15 protein-coding genes are annotated in these 21,078 nt (G+C 42.5%); 4 read left to right on the forward strand and 11 right to left on the reverse strand.

Translation table 11 applies throughout. The features are described 5' to 3' along the window. The 11 genes from DXD65_RS02600 to DXD65_RS02655 form a co-directional block, all read right to left on the reverse strand. On the reverse strand, positions 1-4,419 hold the full coding sequence (locus DXD65_RS02600) for a DUF6531 domain-containing protein (RefSeq protein WP_101602717.1): 4,419 nt from the start codon (positions 4,417-4,419) through the stop codon (positions 1-3). Positions 4,420-4,439: 20 nt separating this feature from the next. Continuing rightward, positions 4,440-4,724 carry an immunity 17 family protein gene (locus tag DXD65_RS02605; protein ID WP_101602716.1) on the reverse strand — a complete coding sequence of 95 codons (285 nt, stop codon included), beginning with the start codon at positions 4,722-4,724 and terminating at the stop codon, positions 4,440-4,442. Next, positions 4,675-6,066, reverse strand: coding sequence for a hypothetical protein (locus tag DXD65_RS02610; protein WP_165859183.1), 1,392 nt, complete (start codon positions 6,064-6,066; stop codon positions 4,675-4,677). The genes DXD65_RS02605 and DXD65_RS02610 overlap by 50 nt, the downstream gene beginning before the upstream one ends. Before the next feature lie 3 nt (positions 6,067-6,069). Then, positions 6,070-7,836, reverse strand: a complete 1,767-nt coding sequence (locus DXD65_RS02615) for a phage baseplate assembly protein V (RefSeq protein WP_101602715.1) — start codon at positions 7,834-7,836, stop codon at positions 6,070-6,072. Between the two features lie 101 nt (positions 7,837-7,937). Further along, positions 7,938-8,336, reverse strand: a complete 399-nt coding sequence (gene tssD, locus DXD65_RS02620; protein ID WP_101602714.1) for a type VI secretion system tube protein TssD — start codon at positions 8,334-8,336, stop codon at positions 7,938-7,940. 326 nt (positions 8,337-8,662) lie between these two features. Beyond that, the gene (locus DXD65_RS02625; protein ID WP_101602713.1) at positions 8,663-10,012 is read right to left on the reverse strand and encodes a hypothetical protein; all 1,350 of its coding nucleotides are present in this window, start codon (positions 10,010-10,012) and stop codon (positions 8,663-8,665) included. A gap of 16 nt (positions 10,013-10,028) precedes the next feature. After that, complete coding sequence (locus DXD65_RS02630) at positions 10,029-10,709, reverse strand: hypothetical protein (protein ID WP_147350689.1); 681 nt, start codon at positions 10,707-10,709, stop codon at positions 10,029-10,031. After that, entirely contained in the window at positions 10,660-11,853 is a 1,194-nt protein-coding gene (locus DXD65_RS02635) for an AAA family ATPase (RefSeq protein ID WP_101602711.1), read from the reverse strand. The genes DXD65_RS02630 and DXD65_RS02635 overlap by 50 nt, the downstream gene beginning before the upstream one ends. A gap of 801 nt (positions 11,854-12,654) precedes the next feature. Further along, positions 12,655-13,269 carry a hypothetical protein gene (locus DXD65_RS02645; RefSeq protein WP_229093128.1) on the reverse strand — a complete coding sequence of 205 codons (615 nt, stop codon included), beginning with the start codon at positions 13,267-13,269 and terminating at the stop codon, positions 12,655-12,657. Between the two features lie 200 nt (positions 13,270-13,469). Continuing rightward, entirely contained in the window at positions 13,470-14,849 is a 1,380-nt protein-coding gene (locus tag DXD65_RS02650; protein ID WP_101602708.1) for a DUF5458 family protein, read from the reverse strand. Positions 14,850-14,861: 12 nt separating this feature from the next. Beyond that, complete coding sequence (locus DXD65_RS02655) at positions 14,862-15,329, reverse strand: hypothetical protein (protein ID WP_101602707.1); 468 nt, start codon at positions 15,327-15,329, stop codon at positions 14,862-14,864. Between the two features lie 167 nt (positions 15,330-15,496). On the opposite strand from DXD65_RS02655, the gene DXD65_RS02660 reads away from it, so the two are divergent. From DXD65_RS02660 to DXD65_RS02675, 4 genes are read left to right on the forward strand one after another with little or no spacing between them, the layout of a single operon-like run. Next, on the forward strand, positions 15,497-15,916 hold the full coding sequence (locus DXD65_RS02660) for a GPW/gp25 family protein (protein WP_101602706.1): 420 nt from the start codon (positions 15,497-15,499) through the stop codon (positions 15,914-15,916). A gap of 16 nt (positions 15,917-15,932) precedes the next feature. Next, entirely contained in the window at positions 15,933-17,705 is a 1,773-nt protein-coding gene (locus DXD65_RS02665; protein ID WP_101602705.1) for a type VI secretion system baseplate subunit TssF, read from the forward strand. Next, positions 17,702-20,143, forward strand: a complete 2,442-nt coding sequence (locus DXD65_RS02670; protein ID WP_101602704.1) for an AAA family ATPase — start codon at positions 17,702-17,704, stop codon at positions 20,141-20,143. The genes DXD65_RS02665 and DXD65_RS02670 overlap by 4 nt, the downstream gene beginning before the upstream one ends. Next, positions 20,128-21,069, forward strand: coding sequence for a hypothetical protein (locus DXD65_RS02675; protein WP_101602703.1), 942 nt, complete (start codon positions 20,128-20,130; stop codon positions 21,067-21,069). Before DXD65_RS02670 ends, DXD65_RS02675 begins: the two co-directional genes overlap by 16 nt. The last annotated feature ends 9 nt before the right edge of the window (positions 21,070-21,078 follow it).

A 21,078-nucleotide genomic window follows, 5' to 3' on the forward strand; every position in this document is an offset into this window, starting at 1 on the left:
TCATTTTGGTTTATAAGTTGATATTTTTTTATGCCCTTCATCATTAATATAATGATATCGAATAATCATATTATGCTTTATCGCAAAGGTTTGCATGCCTTTCTCACATCTATTACATGGAGCCAATGGAGATAATTGTGATACACCACCTTTAGTCATTTGCCCCATTGAATGTATATCTAATACTTTTCCCGATAAATCACCAACTTTGTTTCTCTTATCAAGAGCTTCTAATAGTTTGGCCTCTGAATGTCCAGTGGCACCATATCCATTGTATTGTGCGTCTGACGATCCAGGATTACTATACCATGAATATTTTCCTTTATCTGTTAATACTGGTTTCCCATCCAAAATAGCAATAACCTCATGCCAGCCAAACCAATCAATTAGAACATTAGTATCAACAACATAATTATATAAACAAATTCCACCAGCCAGTCCAATCGGGTCCTGCGAAACATACATTCCTATTTGCGGTGAGTAGTACCTGAACCTGTTGTAGGCCAGTTCTGTCTCTCTGTCATAATACTGGCCTTGAAAAAGGAACGGAATCATCCCTTTGTTTCCTGTTTCCTCAATGACATTCCCATTGAAGTCAAGCACACGACTCCACACTTCATTACCTTCAGTATCATACGTTTCTGTGGGTGTCCCCAAATGATCCGTCAATATGGAATATGTTTTCCCCTCCTTAATCATGGCTGCCGGAACGAAAGATTCTTCATCGAACAACCACAGTGTACGGGCATGACGCTTTTCATCCGTTTCCCAGCGTTCATATCGATGCAAATAGGTACGCTGCTGCTTCCACTGGTGCAGCGGTACATTCCCATTCCATAACCAGCGAGTGACAACCGTACCAAATGTCTTTGAAAGTCGTCTGCCCAGAGCGTCGTAGGTAAATCCAACCTCTTCTCCATCAGGACGTATGACCTTAGCCAGCGAACCGTCGGCGTTCCATCGATACCTCCAATGCTCTTTTTTCCCATCAAGCCATTTCCCTGAACCAATATAACGTTCCGTCAGGTTGCCGTCCTTGTCATATTCATAGTGCCACTTACCGTCCTGCTCCATTACGCCTCCCTTGAGGAAACGCCGTATCGTACAGTCAGGATCAGGATAAAGATTGCCGAGAATATCGCTCTTTCTCCATTGCTGTGTACCATCAGGGTATTCCGCAAATTCAAGCTGACCATTCGGCGTATAGCCATAACGTGTCGTACCTCTTTTGCTATCCTCGGTGGAGAGCAGACGGTCGGCCACACCCCAGCAATAGCGACGCATGTGCCGTGTCCGGGCATCTTTGCGTGTCCGGGCATCTACCAACCGTCCTATATTGTCGTACGCGAAACTGCGCACCACACCGCCCGGAAGCATCCGTTCCACTTCGAAGCCCAACGTATCGTAACGGTGTTCGGAATGCCAAGCACCTCCGTCTTCACCGCATCCGTCACTCGCCTTGAATCCAACCAGCTCTCCATATTCGTTTCGCTCATATTTCAAGTCTGCTCCAAGTGTACTCTGTAAAGAAAGAATCTGCCCGACCTTATCATAAGTACGTGTGATGGTCTCTCCATCCGTCGTTTCCGTAACCGGGAGCCCCAGTGTATTGTATGTAAACTCCACACGGCTTTCACCTCTTACGGCTTCCACAAGCCTGCCCGATATGCCGTACTGATAAGTCTGGTCCGGTTCGTCAGTTGTGACATAAGAAACACGCGTAACGCGTGATGCCGCATCGTATTCATACTCCCTTTCCGTTCCGCTCGGCAATTTCTCGCTCACGACCCGTCCGGCTATGTCACGTTTGTATATCCTTCTCTTTCCATCGAAGCCCACCTCGCTAATTACGTTACCCGTATTATCAAGGTCGAAGTCATAGCATTGCCTCCGTTCGTTGATTACCTTGCGCAAGCGTTCCTCTCCATCGTAGCGGAACGCTACTACGCCACGGCTATCCCGACGGGAAGTCAGTTTCCACATTCCCGCATAGCGGTATTCCACCTGTTGCAGGTTATCACGATATTCCACCAGGTTATCAATTCCGTCATAAGTCAGGAATATATGGTTTCCATCGAAATCTTCCACCTCCACCACACGACCAACCAAGTCGTACTTGCGTACCTGTTCTGCGCCTTTCGGATTCGTAACGCGAAGGCAGCGTCCAATCCGGTCGTATCGGTAACGTAACACATTGCCACGGCTGTCTGCCACTTCCGTAAGATTTCCGTCCTTGTCGTAAGAAAGGGTTGTCATCACACCGTAAGGATCCGTCACACGACTAACCAATCCTTCACGGTATTCTATTTTTGTCTCAGCTCCCTCCGGATTTGTGCGCTTCATCACATTGCCCTTGTCGTCATAGCCGAACATCCATGTTCCCCCGTCTGCCGTAGTCACACTTATCGGCCTGTTGCGTAACGCACCTTTCCGGAAGAATACCGCAGAAACACTGCCACCGCCCGGATCCGAATTGTCCGTGCAGTTACCCCAGCGGTCATACTTGTACAGGTAGCTGTTGCCTGCCGGATCCGTTTCCTGCAAAAGTTTCCTGTCCGTGTCGTATTTCCAGCGGTGTTCACCTCCATTGGCGTCTATTTTCAGATATACAAGCCCGTCACGGTGGTGATAAACTGTCAGTTTATCATGGCTGTCAAGTACTTCTGTCAGCCCGTTCATAAACTTCAGCTTGTGATTGTATATGCCGTCGCCCCCCCATGTGTGGATGCAGCGGGCACCGATACCCGTATCGTCATATTCAAAATACCACGAGAGTCCGTTACGCCACGTTTCCTTCACGATCAGGCGTCCGGCATATTCATAGAGCATCGCATCACCCACCGCATTACGTTGCCGTATCATATTTCCTTCGGCATCGTAATCGTAAGAGGCAAGTATGATTTCCTCATCCGCATTTTCGGGATGCGGAGCCCATATTTCCATGATGCGTCCGTTGCGGACATCGTATTCCACCCTCAGATGGCGCCCTGCACTGTCCGTTATATTGCGCAGGTAGCCCTCGGCACTGTAACTGAACCGTATGGCAAAGCCGTTAGCATCGGACACGCTTTCAAGCAGATGTATGGAGTCATACTCTTTCCGTGTAAAACGATAGTACAGATCCTCGTCCATATCCCAGATACAATAACCGTCCTTCTCTTTCCGTGCTTCTTTCCGTTCGGAACGTATAAATGACGGATTTTTCTCTGTGGGCAGGGAAAATGCGACCGGTATTCCGTCCGACATACGGAAAGTTAGTATTCCGTTTTCCACGACAATCCCCATGTCATAGGCGTGATGCCAGCCGTTGCCCAAGGGGCCACGGTAATCGCTGCGACTGTACCATGTACGTTCCCACGAAAGCGGAATCGGGCCGTCCAGCCAGAAATCCTCTTCATCAGTAAAGAACGTGCCGCTTGCCACATCAACGGGATGTCCGGTGACGGTACAGATCGTTTTGTGCAGCATATTCTGCAAGGACTTGCTCTTTATTTTGTCATTTACCGCGTCGTGCAGTTTTTTTGCCACCTTTGCGGTCTTTCTCTTGTAGGCTCTGCCGAAAGCCCCCATGCATTTACGGGAAAGTGCGGCCATAGGGTTGAGCGGTACGGGAATGGGGCTGGTCAATATCTGTTTTGCAGGGGGAATCGGATTAATGACTCCCGTAGGCAGAAATAGTCCCGGCACCTTATGTACACTGGCCATACCGAGGTCGTTACAATCCAGATGCAGGTGCGTACCTCCTCCTGAAAGAGGCAATCCGTCAGCCAGTACCGTAAGGCTTCCCATGAATGCGTGTCCGTTATTCTTCGGGATCGGGAGAGAGTTGGCAGCAAATCCGGCTCCCATAGGAATATGCGGTATGCTACGTGTGGGTGTGGAAGCTACAGCACGAGGAATAAATCCGCCTATTTTGACGGTTGCACCCAACATGCCCACGGCCATTGTCAATGCGGTATGTCCGATTTCCGCAAGTTTGGCAGAGTCCGCACTTCCAGTATCCTCTGCTGTTGGCGGAGGCGGTATAAACGAGGCCACTGCTGCGGTCATAAAATCTTGAGGGCATAATAGTGTGCCCACATACGGATGCGGCATGGGTACGCTTGTTGCCGGAGGTATGTTCACCAAGTGTATATCCACTCCGATTACAGGATCAAGTTGCTTGGATATGGGAAGGCAGGCCTGTCCTTTCATACCCAATGCGCCGAGTACGGGCAGTATGGCTGCCTCACTCACGTTGTCAGCCAAGCTGCCAAGGGCGGTTGCCGCCTTTAATCCCGTGTCGAGAGCATTTATCGATGGTGACACACCAGCTTCTGCATTAGCAGAAACTCCGGAAACCACACCAGACATTTGTTTGCCGACAGTGACTTCAAGCTGCGAGCTTACCTGGTCGAAATAACTTGTTCCTGATGACATAACAATATCCTTTAATAGTTTTAAGTCTTAAAAAATAAATAGCCTGACAAGAAAATGGCAAGTACGACAATGACCCCCAGCCAAAAGCGTAAGCCATTAGGTCCCAATATGTCCAACCAGAAATTTCCACCCCAACTGCCGGGACGGGCATAAGTCCATTTCCAGTCCAGTAATAATCCAAGAAGCCACACCAATAAAATCAGTATAACAATAAGATAACCTGATTTCGGATTAGACTTGATATAATCCGGTCCATCAGTGAATATCTGTTGCAGCGTTGTCCATATTTTGTTCAGCCAGTTCATAATATTTCCCTAAATTCCGTTTGTACTCATATAAGAAATTTTCCCAGTCTTTCCCGATTATGCGTGTTAATACCGAATCGATTTCGTCTTTGCCGACAGAAGACTGGTAGTTCGAACTCTCAAGCAGCTTGAGAAGCAACAATGGATAAGAGGAGTGCCTTACCAGCTCAACAGATAATTTATCTGCCAAACGGAATCCTTCAATGTAACATTCTGCCGCCAAAGCGTTCTCGTGATTTTTTTCTCGACACCATCCGCACATTCGCAAAGCCTCTGCTTGCATAAGATAGTCTTTACATCGGGAGTAAGCATCCGCTCCCACCTTATATATTTCAGCAGCTTCCTGCCACCCGGAACGATGCACCAATATGGAGGCTTTTCCCAAAAGTGCACCACCAAGCAAACGGCCGGACAGTGAAGGCTCGAGCCTGCCTTCACCCATTTGTGCCGATTCTACCGCCTTGTTGGCAAAATAGAGAGCCATGTCCCAATCTTTACGTGTAATACGGTCAGTGTATAAAATGGTATAGACAGTAACGAATTGACTCAGCCAGTTTAAGTCCTTTTTTACATTGACGAGAGCCATATCCAAGCACTTGCGTGCATAAAATTCAGTCTGCGCGGCATCCCCTTTCTTCACGCTATTCATTAGTTTCACCAACATTATTCGAAAAGCATTGGCGCCCGGATCACCAGTATCCTCATTGGCGGCCTGTTCAGCCAATTTTTCAACGGCCTCATCCATGTTGATCGGTGGATAAATACTGGTCGTTTCTTTCGGATACTTAGACATGATGTCACCGAACTGTTCCTGCCCGATAATGTCACTGATCCCCCAAACCATCTGCGCATTGAACGGCAATGACAGAGCCTGTTCGAACCAAAATCGACATTCTTCATACTCCTGCGTACCCTCGATATCAAAGACAAAACTGCATTTCATATCAGTCCCGCCAACGATAACCTTTGCCAATCTATTGAAATTCTCAACAACCAACTGCGCAGGATTATCCTTGCTTCCAAGTGTAAAATCCGGAGTCCAGTCTATTCTCTCAAAAATAATGTCTTCCGGCTTATCGGAATCATTCCAATATTCAATCTGCCGCTCTATATACCGAAGAACTTTATCGCTATATTCTACAACAGACATAAACGGCAAGGCTATGACGAAAACCATATCCTCCTCGTCGCTGTCAATGGCCAACATATAGTCATAAAATGCCTTGAGCATGGATTCATCTCCAGGATTAATAACTATACGAACCATTTTTACGGGATGACTTATGGCTTCCTCCCAAAGGTAAAGCATATTGTCTGCTATCTGTTGTATGGCGTTGCTCATAAATTAATTCAGTTTAATGATTGTACCTGCTATAGCCGTTGTGCCACTGGAATCCACAGTAGCCTGTGTGCCTCCGGAAAGTGTTGCCGTACTTTTCCCCGTAGCAGTAACCTCATTACCGTTTATGTTATATGAAGTTTCGGCAGAAGTGCTCACTTTTTGGGCGGCTTGGATGATGTCCGCTCCGGCCGTTTCCGAGATATTGGCAGCAGCATTGGATGTAATATTGCCTTCACTATCCAATTCAATGGAAGTTTCCCCCACGCACAACTTGATGGATTTTGAGGCGGAAATAGTTATGTTTCCCTGTCCATCAGCCGCATAGCTATTGCCATCCTTATCTTTCATGGTGATACTGCCTTCGTCATCGTCTATGGTAATGGTACAACCGCTTCTCGTTGTCAGGCTCTTTTTCTTGTTCCCGCTGTCTCCTCCGGTTCCGGTTTTTCCATTAAACAAACTTCCAAGCACGAATGGGCGGTTGGGGTCGTCATAGCGAAAACCGACAAGGACGATATCATCTTTCTCCGGGATAAATACAAACCCGCGATTTGTAGAAACTTTATCGCTTACACCGGCATCCGGTGTCAAGACACGAATCCATGATGTCTGCATTCCATCGCCTTGCCAACTCATCTTAACCTGCACACGTCCTTGCTTTTCCGGATCATCATTGCTTATTACCACAGCCTGCTGGGTTTGTGCAACCGGCAGTGGCACATCGGGAGGGGGAAGAGTCGGAACAGAAGAACTGATAGCCGTGAAACTGTTATAATAACTTTCTCCCGCACCTGAGAAGTGTGTAATCTCCGTTACGATATATTCTCCCAAACTCTTTTCTTCAAAAACAGATTGAAAAATCTGGATTGCAGTCTGAATTTCAACTACGCTACCCAAATTTACAAGATTGCTGTCGGTATCACAAGCTATGTAATGTGATGAGGCTGTGTCACCCTGTTGCTTTTTCTGGAAATAATTATCAAGCTGACTCTTGTTGGCAACCCTAATCTCAGAGTTTTGGACAGCCGGAGACTTGAATAGTTTTATAGAAGCGTCGAATGCAGATTGTCCCAGCATATTCAGCCCCTTTGGAGCATCCGGAGTAGAAGCCTTATATGTCTGTGCATTTCCTGAATGGTATGAACTTCCTTGTAAAGGTCGTGCAAGTGTCTGAATACCGATATTCAAATCCGAAATTTCGCGGCCATAAGCCAAAGAGACAGGAGGTGGAAGTGACGATGGTTTGCCAAATACCAGCTGATGTCCGTCATAATACAGCCATTCATGATATTGCCGTGCCAAACGCCGGATAAAATCAAAATCGCTTTCGCGATACTGGCATTCATATTCGATCTCTGTTTTGTATTCCGGATTAACCAGACAAGGGACACCATCCCTGTCACATATTTCCTTAACTATGCCGGATAATGTTTTTTTTGTCCATGAAGCACAGTTCAATTCTGATTCAAGCAGGAATGTTAAAGAATATCCCTGTATAAGCAGATAGCCGTGATTGCCTTGGGTACGATGAAGCTCGACGTGAGTTATGATACCCTTGAAAACATTATCTCCCAGTTGAATATCCAGTTTCTTGCCTACCCAGTTCTTGCTTTTGTCAAGCGTATGTGCCGCATAAAGTTCTCCGGATTCTATGTCCATGTGAACATCAAAATAGTGATGGTCATTAATGAATTGTTTCAATATGACCTGAGAAAAGGAGGGCAGAGGACTCCCTTCAATGCTGACTGTTGTTTTCTTCTGCTCGAGCATAACGGCTATATTTTAGTTAAAAATCACAATTGCCGCCCAACGGAAAATCCGTCAGGCGGCAATTCTTATTACATCCCGGACGGGTGTTCAAGCTGAAAATATCAGTTCTTCGGCCAGCGATTGTCCAAAGCGGCGTTCCCCACGTTGATCATCTCAGCCGAGAAGGTCAGCGCGATTGTCATTGGCACTTCGTTGTTCACGTCGAGGGTTTCCTTGTAATGTACGATGTAGGCGTTCTTGAACTCGATTTCCTTCATCTTCGCGTCTTCCTCGATTTTCTTGTAGACAATCTTTCCCTCTACCTGCTTGAACTGGCTGTTCAGCATGGCTTCAATAGTAGCGGTGTCATCAGTGGATTCGATAACAACCCCTACGCGTCCTCCCTGAATATTTGAGGAGGGTTTTCCCTTAGAGTCGGTCGTACGACTGAATTCATACTCGGAGTGCAGCACATCATACTCTTTTCCTGCAAATTCCAATGTTGCTCTAAATGATGCCATAATCAATGAAAATTTAAAAGTTTAACAATGGTTTTTGAATATCTCTCCTCTCTTTTTTGAATTCAGTTCTTATGGGATAAAAACAAAAAAGAGAAAACTTCAAAAACGATCTTTTGAAATTTCCTCCGGTTCTTCCATGTTGATTTCTGTTTTATTTGTGGGAGAAAAAGAAGAAAAATAAAACATCATCTTTGTTGTTGGCAAACATAGGAAATTAAAATTAAAACTCCAAATTTTTTAGAGATATTTTTTTGCAAAACACAAAAAAAGTATTTTTCGACTTATGAAAATAACTTATTGCATTAATATACAGTAAATTTGCATTGTCACTTTTTAATCAACAGATATTCATTTTCCAGCTTGGCACCTATCTCTTTTGAGCCAGCCTGCCAATCTTCGCCGTAAAGAGCCTCCATGCGTTTTTCGATTTCTTCCCGCTTCTCGGCTTCAATACTATATATCTTTCCAATATAAGTATGGGCTATGAAGGATAAATTAACCGTCCTCAATTCGTCATCATCCAGTGCATAGCCATATTCAAAAGCCTCCGTTAGGATCGGTTCGTAAAAGAAACGATCCTTTTTCAATGCAACAAGCAGCGCATAGCCATATTGACTGACAGCCATAGATTTTAAATCTTCTTCCCTGGCAATTTCCGCTCCTTTCAAAAAACAGCCAACTGCCTTTTGCGCATCTCTCGACAGGTTATAGGCAATGCCTTTATAATCATAGAGCTGTATCAATATCTGGATACAAGCTGTTTCCTTCTGTCCTGCAGATTGCGCTATGCCGATCCCCTTGTCAAGCAGTTTGTGCGTGAATGCGGCTTCATCCTTGAAGCCCAACATAAAACCTCCATATATAAGGTATGCGGAAGCCCACATTTCAATCCCCCCAATTTCACGACATATCTTTATAAGCTCTTCTCCCAAGCGTTTAACCTCTTTCTTTTTTCCAGCATTGGCTGCTTCCCCCAAGGCGAACAGACAACAGCGGTATTTCACCTGCGGATCGTGTGGATCCCCCTGTGTTGCTATTTCTTTATAGGCTTCAGACATGTTCTGGTCGGGAATATTTATCCGACAGGCTTTTTCTTTCATATTCTCCAGCAACAAGCCATATACCTCACGGCCGTTATAGTCCGTCAGAATAAGACTTACATGCGGGGGAAGAGCCTCGGCCAATTCCTTTATAGAATTATTTAGCGACTCCACGTCCTGGATTCGATAAATGATTATCGTTATACCAAGAATGTTGCCGGCAACCCCCTCGAAAATCTTAAAACTGCTTACCATACGAATATAAAAGTCTTTCAGGATTTTGGGGTTGTCCTGTTTAAGAATGCCTGCCTCTTGTTTCAGTTCCTCGAAATCTGTCCAGTTCCAATCCGGGTGTTTTTCCAATTCTGCCGCAAAAGATGAGATCCACTCGTTGATTAGAAAAGAATAAAACGCCGCGGGGGAATCATAATCCGTCATAAAGGCAAGAATCGTATCACTGGACCTCCCGTAAGGAGAACCTTCAAGACGAATAAAACCCTCCACCAAAGGGAAATCCTCTTGGTCACATGTCAGACAATACACCTTTGCGTCAGGATGGTTTGTCCTGTTTTGAATCCATAAGTCTTGAATTTGACTGATTCTTATGGCTATTGGGTTATGTTCGTTGTTTGCCATATCTTGAATGTTATATTCAGTTTACTTTGTATTCTTCATGATACATCCTTTGTTCAAATACAAAACCATGTATTAGGGGTTCATGAGCGCGGATGTTAGATAAAATTTTTTGCGGTCTTCTGAAAGCATTCATGGATTTAGTCATAAGATGTCCCGGTTTGCCATCAGTCAATCGATATGAAAAAAGGGCAATCTTCTTTTCATACCCATCTAAAAAGTCGCTTACACTATAGAATTTTTCAATGGAAATTTCCAGTTGCTTCTTTGCATAGGCCAGTTTACCCTCTTTTTTGTCCCCTGTTGTTGGTGAATTGAACGGTCGAATATACTGGCCCTGACTTTCTGTCAGTTCATTGAAGACAATGAAGTCGTATCCAGCTATCGGGTTTATGATAAAATCACATTTTCGTCCCATACCCGCAGCTGTATCATGAAATAAATTAATATAGTGTTCAAAATCTATAATCTCTATATCGACAAGCGAGTTATTATTAATTATAGAAACACCCTTACCGGAATACTGTACAATTTTGGGCTGTTGGTCCCGGATTTCATGTTTCCCTCTCGGACGTTGTTCCCTACGGATAGACATAGTAGTTTCATCCCACACCACTCCGAAATGAGAAGGATAATCTTTTTTTAGGAAATCAATTAATGCGCTGTCCATTTTCCTGTTCCTCCATGCTTTCGTATTCATTGAAAATTTCTTCCATGGTGTCGGAAAGGTCGTATGTATTAATGACATACTCTTCCGTATCATTATCTGTGGCCATTAAGGAGGTAAGTGTACCTTCACCTACTCTATATACGGCAATATTGTCCTTTTCCAAAAAAGGATAGTTCTTACGTGCTTTTTCAAAATAACTGGCACGGAGTAACACATTCAGGTGATTAACTATATAGGGACTATGGGTAGCGATCATCAATCCCAGTTTCCTATCAACATCATTTTTATGAAAAGCCTCACTGACTATATTGTTGATCAGTCCTCTTTGCGCTTCGGGATCCAGGCTTAATTCTGCCTCTTCAATATGAACATGTACATACTTTGCCAGTTCATTTTGATTGATTCCCGGAGTGAATTTTGTAAGAAGGTCCTGCTTGAACAGGTAACTTAGCACGGAACGCTGGAAAGCATCCTTAAAAGAGAACTCTTTAGCAAAGTAGCGTATTATAGCAACTAAGGGTGCCGAGGTCTGAATACCCGAAGATGCATACCTTAACTCTACAGGAACAGAACCCTCCTGCTCAGATTCTATCATAAATAACTTGGGCTTGTTTCCTGATTTCTGTATTTTCATTTTCAGATTCAGGTATTCCAACTGCTGCTCCTTGATAACATCCGTAGCATTATTAAAATCATTGAATGTCTCATGGAAAAAGAATCCGAGGCTTGCCCCCTTGAATGAAGAGACTTTGGATGTCCATGCAGGTATGACACTTCTCGTTTCAGATATGTATGATTCTTTGAAGAATACCAAGTCATTATTGGGAATGTTAATGCTGGCTTGCAAGTTTTTCTTGGCATAAGATATAGTATATGCATTGCCGTTCATTTCTACCGTATAATAAATTTCCGTATCTGCTGTTATCATTTTGTCCAAACCGTCGTGGAGCAAGGAGTCGAACCGGAGTTTGAATGGAGAACGTGTAATCTTTGCATTCCTTAAATAGGAACGGATATTTACCATTTTATAGATGTAACGCATAAGCACAACTATTTTCATGATTGTACTCTTACCGCTTGCAGACTTACCGATGAATACGGTAAGGGGTTTAATGTCGTCTATTTGAATATTTTTCAGTGGACCAACATTCTTTATGGTTATGGATTCTTTCATTGTTACTAATTTTATCAGTCTATAGACAAAGGTAATGAAAAAAACGGGGATTTAGGCGTATCAATATGAAAATTCGATTATCTACTTCATGCATATGGCTTTTTATTAAGAGATTATTCAGCCCGGCTCTTTCTTTAAAAAGAGAAGCGTGGATTGGTTTGTTCGGCAGGAGGAAGCCGGGCGGCCCCATCTCAATCAGGCAGGATAAGGAAGAGTTGCGACACAGATACTTATTGAAATAAGATTATATGATATTTTAGGTGGAATAAAATAAATGTAGCCGGACTTTCCGTCTCAAACTTCCAGTTCTTCCACCCTGTAAGGGCTCCCGGCTTGTCCACATCATATTAAATATTGCTTGCAAGGCGCAATCTCGCAGATATACATTAAGGATATTGTATGAAATTCTCTTCAAACAGATGAAACAGTTTGATTTCTATAAATACAATTATTGCAGTAATGCCCAAAACAATAAAAAAGGTTCTTTTAAGCTTTTTCTTTTTACCAGAAGTTATTTGCATGAACTTATCATCTAAACTTTGATACTTGTGGTCGTTATATATTAACGAGTTTGCAAAAAAGAGTAAAGGGAAAATTATCCCTACAGCAAAAATAATATTTTTTTGATTGGAGTATATCCATAAGGCGGTTTCCCAATCCAGACAATTAACCACTATGGAGATTATCAATAACAAATACACATATTGAATTAATGTAATAACTCCGTAAGCACGGTGTGCATATCCTCCTTTAGGAGTATAAGACCGGACCCAAAAAAAAATATTATCCCAAAATAATATCTTATTTTTGTTCGAAATTGTATTGCGAAGGAACATATTTTCGTGATATAATTCTATTATCATAATACGGATTATGAACTTTAGTCGCATCAGCCGGTGCAATGCTTCCATGTATCTGCTCATAGATGCCGGGAGAAGGCCGGGGATCTGTATGTACCGCATTAAGAATAAACCATAAAATACCTAACACAACCCCGGCAGGAGGACAAACTTGTCCTATTAAGAAAATACCGGTATTAACCCCGATATTAACTTTCGTCTGGTACCATTCCTGTTCACCTGCTTGCCACAAAGCTAAGTCGATAATAACTCCAATCCCAAATAATTTATCTCCGATACGCCCTGCAATTTTTCCTTTTGTTGTGTATTTCTTATTACGATTGCGTACAAGCGTACCTTGACGATTTATTTGAATGTAATCCGGTCCTAAAACCACCGGCTTGGTTGACAGCTGCTCTACTGAATTAATAGCACCATATACAGACAGGGCATTTATAGCCATATCCTTTACTTCTCTTAATGGCGAGAATCCACTTTGGGTATTTTCTTCGTTTTTAATTATAACAAGTTCATAAAATGCGACTTTTTCCGAGCCTGACGGCTTATTGTAAGACATGTCCAGCCTGTCATATATAACATATCTTGGACGCCAACAGACATATCCTAAACCTTCAACGTAACCGGTGTACCGTTGCCGATTCTGACACATTGTTTTAAATTGCAGCAATGTGATCCCCATAACTTATATCGTCCTAAAAAAAGGTTGCAGGAATGTTGTGGCAACAAACCTGCAATCCTTTTTTGTTATTTTTTCACTTATACTTGTTTATATTCGCTCTCCCAAACAGCCTCTTCCGGACTATCTCCTTTATGTCCTGCCAATTGGATTACAAAACTCTTGGCCGGGAAGAATGGGGTAATATGAATATCCAGTAATACACAGTCTTTCAGTTCCGGGTGTTGTTCAATTTTCACAACCTTAAAGCGCTCGATCAACTTATTCGGTCCCATTACGCTATCAAGGAATTTCACAATTTGGGAACGCAAATCGGCTTCGATACGCGTATCCCAATTTTCAAAGGCACGCCGGTTCAGGAAGTCAAATAAAACTTTGGTAATATAGTCAAAAACACGTACCACCGAATAGGTTTGCAATCCAAGATTGTCTCCATTGAAAAGAGTCTTTGCAGAGAATGCCATAACCTTGCTGTATTCGTTTACCATAGGCACAAGCCCCATGCGTTCCAGTTCTGATATCTCGCTGCGTTTGAGGTCAAAACGTACACTTTCGATTTCATTCAGACCACCGAATTTTTTTCCGGCCACAACCTGTGACATTCGGGTGCTGTATATCTTTCCGGCCAAAGCGGCTGAAGGCGGGATATACAAATTCTCCTCTTCTCCTACGGCTTCTTCCTTTTGACGTCCCAACAGCCAATTACAAGTCATTACCGTGTTGGATTTAAAATCATCGCCACCGGTATGATCTGCATTAAAGAATATATCAACAACATCATCTGGAGATTCCAAATCCTGGAAATCCGTTATTAAGAAGGCTTTATTTTCATGAGCCATTTTTGACCACTTGTCCAAAATGGCATTGGAGCCCAAATATCCGGGCACAACCAGAAGAGAATAATTTCGGCGTAAATCCAAGCGGTCAAAATTTTGCTTCAATTCTTTGCTGATGTGGTCTGCAAAAACAGTATTATCCAAATCCCGTAACTGCTCAATGCTGGCATTGACAATCGTGATGTTCTTGACCTTGTCACTCTCGGTATTCTTATAGAATGAAGCTACGGTGCGATAAGCTTTCTCCAGGTCATGGGTACGCGCCAAAGCGGATTTCAAGTTTTTATTCAATAGTTCTTCAGCCTGAATAGCTGTTTCTTTTGCCTTATCACGCATTTTCTCGGCAGAATCATTGTTTCGTAACAAATCCAACCATACGGACAAACGGTTTGTAAGGGCCTTTCGTTCAAGCGCCCATTGTTCATCCGTCAAGAAAATATTTCGCCGGGCTTTTCTGTTAGGATTTAAATTGGAGAATCCATCTATAATATTCTCTAAGAAAGAAAAACCGCCGAATTCTTTAAGACGGTCTATCGCAGCTACGGAAGCAACTTGACCTTGCTGAGAGGATTGAGGAGAAGTTGTTACAGCCTGCTGTTTTTGTTGTTGATTATCCGGTTTCATGTGATGATGGTTTTAAAGTTTAGATTTGGATTGTGCAGCCTGAATTTCTTGAATGGAATTCTCTATAATTTCTGCCAGGGCATTCCTCGTTTCAGGATTCTCAATAACTTTTTGAAGCGCCCTGTTCGATGTCAGCTGTCTGGCAATTTTAACACTTTGTTCTTTCTCGATGTCAAGCCCGCTCAAGAACTCACTATTCTCCTTAATCTTTTTAGCATCAAAATCCCCAAGGTTCCTGAAAGCCATTAGTTCTTTAATTTCGGCACCTCCGGCATCTACATGCTCTAATTGCACAGTCGGCTCAAAATGTTCAAACACATCTTCTACTGTTTCCAGTCCGTAAACACACTCAGGAGAAGTAGGAGCTTCATCCGTTAATTTCTGGACCATCAAAGTTCGGTTGGAAGGGATATCAGCAATGGATTCATTTGCGTCCACTTTTACTTCGTTGCCTCCAATTCCATAATTATAGAGTCCCATAGTTCTCAATCATTTAAATTGTTAACAAATTATGTTGCTTATCTCTCATGGGCGCAATATACGAATTAAATTTTATCCAGCAAAAGAAGCGGAAATTAATTTATGAAAAATATAGCCGTTATATTTCAAAAACATTATATTTGCAAACGTGGGTAATATAATAGAATATGAGTTATCTAAAAATACCAGTAAGTTTACAGTCTGCTGTCAACGGAAAGTTGAAACGCTGCTCTTTTGAAGAGTCTATCGCACAGCAGATAATGTTGCTGATAGTTTCCCATCATGGAGAAGTTGTCGGCAAAGAAGACTATGGCTCTGTCATTTGGGAACTTGAGTTCAGCCAGCTGGTGAAAATAAGCGATTGGGAAACCAAGGTTCAGGAATCCCTGACTGAGTCCATCCTTACTTATGAAAGACGACTGACTGATGTCAAAGTCGATGTTCACCTCTCAGAAATAGACAGTGATAACAAGAGGAATACGCATATACGCCGTAAAGCCCAGATAACGGTTACGGGTAGAGTTGGTCTGACAGACCAGCCGTTCCATTTCAGTACACTTGTTTATATTAGTCCGCTTTCACAATAATTAATAAGGAGTATTTATGGCAGATAGAAAATTGATCGAAATAAAAGAGCGGATATTAAAGTATGCAATGGAGTCCTGGGGCATTACTGATTCCCGCAATATGGATCCGGTAGTTGATCTGTTATTGGATGTTTTTGCCTATGAATCAGCCCGTCTTCATCAAGATATAAAAAAACTTGATTCCCGCATATTGTATCAGCTGTCTCGAATTCTTATCGATAATAAATGGTCGCTACCGATTCCCGCACACGCTTTGATGTCTGTTAATCCCAGCTCGGAAGAATCGTGTGTGCTTGATGCGGAAGATCATTTCTATACGGAAAAATTTGTTTTTGGAAAGGAAAGTGTTCAGGTGTTTTTTACACCTCTTTTCTCTTATCCTCTGATCAATGCCGAAATTAGTTTAGTCGCTTATGGAGATTCCATCAAGATAAACTCGGAAAAACACTCTTATTCCACCCAATTTTTAACTAAGAAAAATCAGGTGGAATCCTATGTTGTATGGCTTGGGGTTTCTATAGAGGAAAAGCAATTGGCGGGGCTACAAGACATAACGCTTTGCCTGGTTCCCCATGATGCATTCCTATTGACTTTTTTGAAAATGGCCCAGTTTTATGACTGCACAGGTAAAGAGTTGCCGGTAATGCATGGAATTGATATTCCGGATTCATTTAATAACGCCCATTATTACGAAGAGATTAAAAGCTTTTATAGCAACTATTATTTCAAAATAAACTTGGCTGGAGCGAACAAAATGCCTCAAACGATTGAACAATTATTTCCAGTTAAGGAGCCTATTAAAGATGTAGATACAAAAGGAAAATACTTCTGGATTAAGATCAAATTACCAGAAGTATTTAACAATACTACCTGCATTGAGGATTTGGATATTTACTTGAATACGTTTCCCGTTGTCAATAGAAGGATGCTTTATAAACAGCACAATTTCACAAGCAACGGTCGTATCATCCCTCTACCCAGTCCTAAAGGTTCGTATTTTCTAAGCATACGCTCCCTTTATGACAACAAGGGGAAGAAATATATTAACCGTTTGCAACAATATGAAGAAAATCCGACAGGAATTTTTGATTTGTATTTCGGTGATCTGGAACGTTTTGATTCAGACAATGCGGCTGATCTTATCACTCAAGTTTTACAGCGGATCAAAGAAGACGGAAATGCTTTTGCCGCTTTGAATCCGGATATGCTCACTACCTCCCTTAAAGATTTATTCTCAAAACTAAACGAGGTGGAAAAAAATCTCGGAGCGGCAATCAAGAATGACAAAAGAGAGCGGGTCTTCGCATTAACCGTACCTGACCCTGATGCTACAAGCGCAGAAATAAAGTTTTGGATAACTGCCGGAACATTGGCTAACGGTCTGGATGAAAGAGCTTTCATCCAACAGTTCAATATGGAAAAGTATGATGCGGCAAGTCTTGTATTTAGGACACGTGTACAAGGAGGAAAGATCCATACGGAAGATGCCGATTTGATTCACAGTCTCAGATATGGTCTTATCAGTCGGGACCGCATTGTTTCCAAGCAAGATATTCAAAATTACATATACCATAAAATAGGGAATAATGTAGAGTCTGTACAAGTCAAAGACGGAGTTACCATTTCGCCGGAGAGAAAGAAAGGATTTGCCCGCGTTATGCAAATAGAAATCAGATTAAAGCAGGATATAGAAAACTTACCGGACTTATCTGTATTGGCCCATTTTCTTGAAAAGGATATGGCAGAACGTTCTGTTTGTAATTCATCTTATAAAATAGTATTTCTATGATAAACAGTGATTATAGCCCCAGTCTGACTGCCGCCATAAAAGTTGCCCAAGGTATGGCCCGTCAGGAAAAACAAAGCACTTATGGTGTACCCCATCTCGTCCTGGCCATGCTGACAGAGAGTACCGGCCTTTCGGATATTTTGCATTCGATGCAAAAGGATGTTGCTTACCTTATGGAATGGTTCGATACCCGTAGGGAAATGTACTCCTCCCCGGAAAGTGATTCCAGTGAGATTGTTCCGGACGATGATCTGGCCAGGGTCTTTGATGAAGCTGAACGCTCCAAAATCAAATTAGGTAGCGACAGCATTGATGCGTTATGCATATTTGCCGCAATATCCCGTGAGGGAGTTATCTATTCCCACCAGCAAATCGAAATCCTTGGTGTTTGCGAAGAGGATATTCTAAAGTTTTACAATGCTTTGACCCCAGCTTATTCCTATCAAGGAGAGGAAAACAGTATACTGGCGTCCTTCCCTTATGCGGAAAATCTGAAAACTGAAGCAACTATCACAGCCGGGGAGATTGTAGTCGGGCGTGATAAAGAGATAAGGACGATGCTTGAATGTCTGGAACGTTCCGAAAACAAGGGGCTTCTGATTGTTGGCGATTCCGGTATAGGAAAAACAGCCCTTATAGATGCCTTTGTGAAAGAAATCTGTCATAATAAGGATGAACTGCTGCAGCAGGTTTCTATTGTGGGGCTGAATACAGCCAAGCTGCTTGCTGCAACTTCTTCAGAAAATGAAATAGCACAAAAGGTTGTCGCCTTAATGCACAAATTGAATCAGTTGGACCGTGTCGGTCTGGTAATAGATGATTTGCAGGTATTGCTTGAAAATGGAACTTCAGGAAAGGCGACCACTTTGATTAATATCCTCAACGCACAGATTAGCGAAGGGGCATGTAATCTTATACTTACGATTACTAATGACGCATATCGGAAACATATAGAAAAACACTCCATAGAAAGTCGGTTGGATATTATAAAAATAGAAGAACTGGATCATTCCACGCTGTTATGCTCCCTCTACCGGCATAAAAATAGAATAGAAGAATATTATGGGCTCAGCATTGCGGATAACTGTGTCCTGAATATAATACAACTATCCAAACGCTATTTCAAAGAACGAAATTTGCCATCAGCTGCCATTGACCTCTTGGACAGAACAGCTGCAGCCGTACGCTTGTGCAATAAGAATTCGATAAATACAATCAAGAATTTTCAAAAAGAATTGCAGAACTTGTTGGAAGAAAAGGGTGACAATATCAGCAACTCAGACTTGCAGATGTTTTATCGTATGATTTTCAACAAGGCAGGCGCAGTTCTTACAACCAAACTTTCAGATACTTATGTCTGGAATGACGATGATGACAATAAAGTCAAAATCCAATGGATAGAAAAAATACTTTCCGAATTGGAAGAATTGTCCTCTTGCAGTATTAAAGAAGTGACTCCGGCAGAAGTAGAGGCAATTGTGGCTGAATGTACCAATATCCCCATCGGTAAAATTCAGGCAAGAGAAAAAGACAGGCTCTTGGGAATAGAGAGCAAACTTCGGGAAAGGGTCAAAGGACAGGATAAGGCTATTACCACATTATCGGATGCGATTATTGAATCCCGCAGCGGATTGAGCGATCCGAAAAAGCCAATCGGTTCATTCTTCTTTTTAGGCCCTACAGGAACCGGAAAAACAGAATTGACCAAATCTTTGGCAGAACTTTTGTTTGATGACGAGTCAGCCATGATTCGTTTTGATATGTCAGAATTTAAAGAAGAACATTCAGCCGCATTATTATACGGAGCTCCTCCGGGATATGTCGGTTATGAGGAAGGGGGGCTTTTGGTCACTCAAATCCGACAAAAGCCTTATTCTGTCGTCCTTTTTGATGAAATAGAGAAAGCACATACCAGTGTATATGATGTCTTCCTTCAAATGATGGACGAAGGTAAGATACATGACAAGCTGGGCCGGGAAGGAGATTTTTCCAACTCTATCATTATTTTCACATCCAATATCGGCAGCCAGTGGATTGTTGAGCAGATACAGGCCGGACATACGCCGAGTTCAGCAAAATTGACTGAAGTTATGGCCCAATATTTCAGGCCGGAGTTTTTAGGACGTTTAACGGAAGTGGTTCCGTTTTCACCCATTGATGAAAAGGTTGCACAGGAGATTTTCCTGCTACATTTTTCACGCCTGCAAAACCAGTTGTTAAAACAGAAAAATATATCTTTGGAATTGTCGGAAGAGGCTCTTCGCCACCTCTCGCAAAAAGGGTTTTCTCCAAAATACGGAGCGCGTCCAATTGCAGGGGTTATCCGGACATACATTAAAAAGAATATATCAAGGCTTATAGTCTCAGAACAAATCAAGCCCGGAGACAACATTATTGTAAACTGTAGAAACGATGAACTTGTATGGGAACTCCAGTAACTCGAAAAGAGAAAATAAACCGGTTAAAACGTAGCCCGGCCAACAATTATATCGCTGAGATCTTCTTCGAAGAATTACAATTCATATTGGGAGAGGATTTACAGGATCAGGTCATGGTTATCTGTCATGGCATGAACACCCGTACACAGTCGAAAGATATTTTGAGTGCCTCTGTCCGTTATGTATCCACCTTGAATTCATACAAGGAGATCGTCACATTGCATCTGGCCCGTAACAGTATATATCATCAACTGCCGGAATTGCTGTTTCACCCTCTGGTTATAAGTACCCCCGGAATGAGCAACCGGGAGATTGTGGAAGCCATACGCGCCAATAAAAGCAAAGAAAAGGAATTGGTAGCATTCTTTTCCCCATTTGATACGGCTTTTTTCAAGGAACATGTAAAGATAAACAGCCGCTATCTGAATTTTTTCACAGATTCCGCATCCCGGGAAAACTTGAACTCGATCATTGAAACACTTCTGAATGTCCCATTATCTATTTCTGCTCACCAGAAGTACAAATTATTTCTTTTCCTGTGCAATGCTGAAAAATACAAGGAAAATTTGCCGGAAATAGAACGGATATTCCTCATTGTGTTGAATCTGAGAATACAGCTCAAACTTATTCCGCATGTGATGACAGCTTCCATATACCACCCCATTGGTGAAGGTATATTGGGGGAAACCCTGGGACTGAACGGAGAGGTCGAATGCGAAGAGGATGATCTGGAAGCCATGATTGAGTTTGAGCAAACGCAATCAGTTGACGATTATCATTACCTGACCAATACTGTTGCAACCGTATCCACTATTTTGGAATTCTTCATACTTTCATTCCGTAAAATTCATGTAAAGTATAGAATTGTCGGAGAAATCGACTGCATTTTAGGCGAAAAGCGTTTGGGATATGATATGAATCTGTAACAACTTAAA

The sequence above is a fragment of the Bacteroides sp. 4_1_36 genome (assembly GCF_003466325.1).
Classification (GTDB): domain Bacteria; phylum Bacteroidota; class Bacteroidia; order Bacteroidales; family Bacteroidaceae; genus Bacteroides; species Bacteroides uniformis.

Coding starts and splice junctions, on each gene's coding strand:
- DXD65_RS02675 (WP_101602703.1), top strand. CDS start 20,128: ATGGGAACTCCAGTAACTCGAAAAGAGAAAATAAACCGGTTAAAACGT.
- DXD65_RS02665 (WP_101602705.1), top strand. CDS start 15,933: ATGGCAGATAGAAAATTGATCGAAATAAAAGAGCGGATATTAAAGTAT.
- DXD65_RS02615 (WP_101602715.1), bottom strand. CDS start 7,836: ATGCTCGAGCAGAAGAAAACAACAGTCAGCATTGAAGGGAGTCCTCTG.
- DXD65_RS02630 (WP_147350689.1), bottom strand. CDS start 10,709: ATGAATACGAAAGCATGGAGGAACAGGAAAATGGACAGCGCATTAATT.
- DXD65_RS02645 (WP_229093128.1), bottom strand. CDS start 13,269: ATGTCTTACAATAAGCCGTCAGGCTCGGAAAAAGTCGCATTTTATGAA.
- DXD65_RS02625 (WP_101602713.1), bottom strand. CDS start 10,012: ATGGCAAACAACGAACATAACCCAATAGCCATAAGAATCAGTCAAATT.
- DXD65_RS02655 (WP_101602707.1), bottom strand. CDS start 15,329: ATGGGACTCTATAATTATGGAATTGGAGGCAACGAAGTAAAAGTGGAC.
- DXD65_RS02605 (WP_101602716.1), bottom strand. CDS start 4,724: ATGAACTGGCTGAACAAAATATGGACAACGCTGCAACAGATATTCACT.
- DXD65_RS02650 (WP_101602708.1), bottom strand. CDS start 14,849: ATGAAACCGGATAATCAACAACAAAAACAGCAGGCTGTAACAACTTCT.
- DXD65_RS02610 (WP_165859183.1), bottom strand. CDS start 6,066: ATGAGCAACGCCATACAACAGATAGCAGACAATATGCTTTACCTTTGG.
- DXD65_RS02600 (WP_101602717.1), bottom strand. CDS start 4,419: ATGTCATCAGGAACAAGTTATTTCGACCAGGTAAGCTCGCAGCTTGAA.
- DXD65_RS02660 (WP_101602706.1), top strand. CDS start 15,497: ATGAGTTATCTAAAAATACCAGTAAGTTTACAGTCTGCTGTCAACGGA.
- DXD65_RS02670 (WP_101602704.1), top strand. CDS start 17,702: ATGATAAACAGTGATTATAGCCCCAGTCTGACTGCCGCCATAAAAGTT.
- DXD65_RS02635 (WP_101602711.1), bottom strand. CDS start 11,853: ATGAAAGAATCCATAACCATAAAGAATGTTGGTCCACTGAAAAATATT.
- tssD (WP_101602714.1), bottom strand. CDS start 8,336: ATGGCATCATTTAGAGCAACATTGGAATTTGCAGGAAAAGAGTATGAT.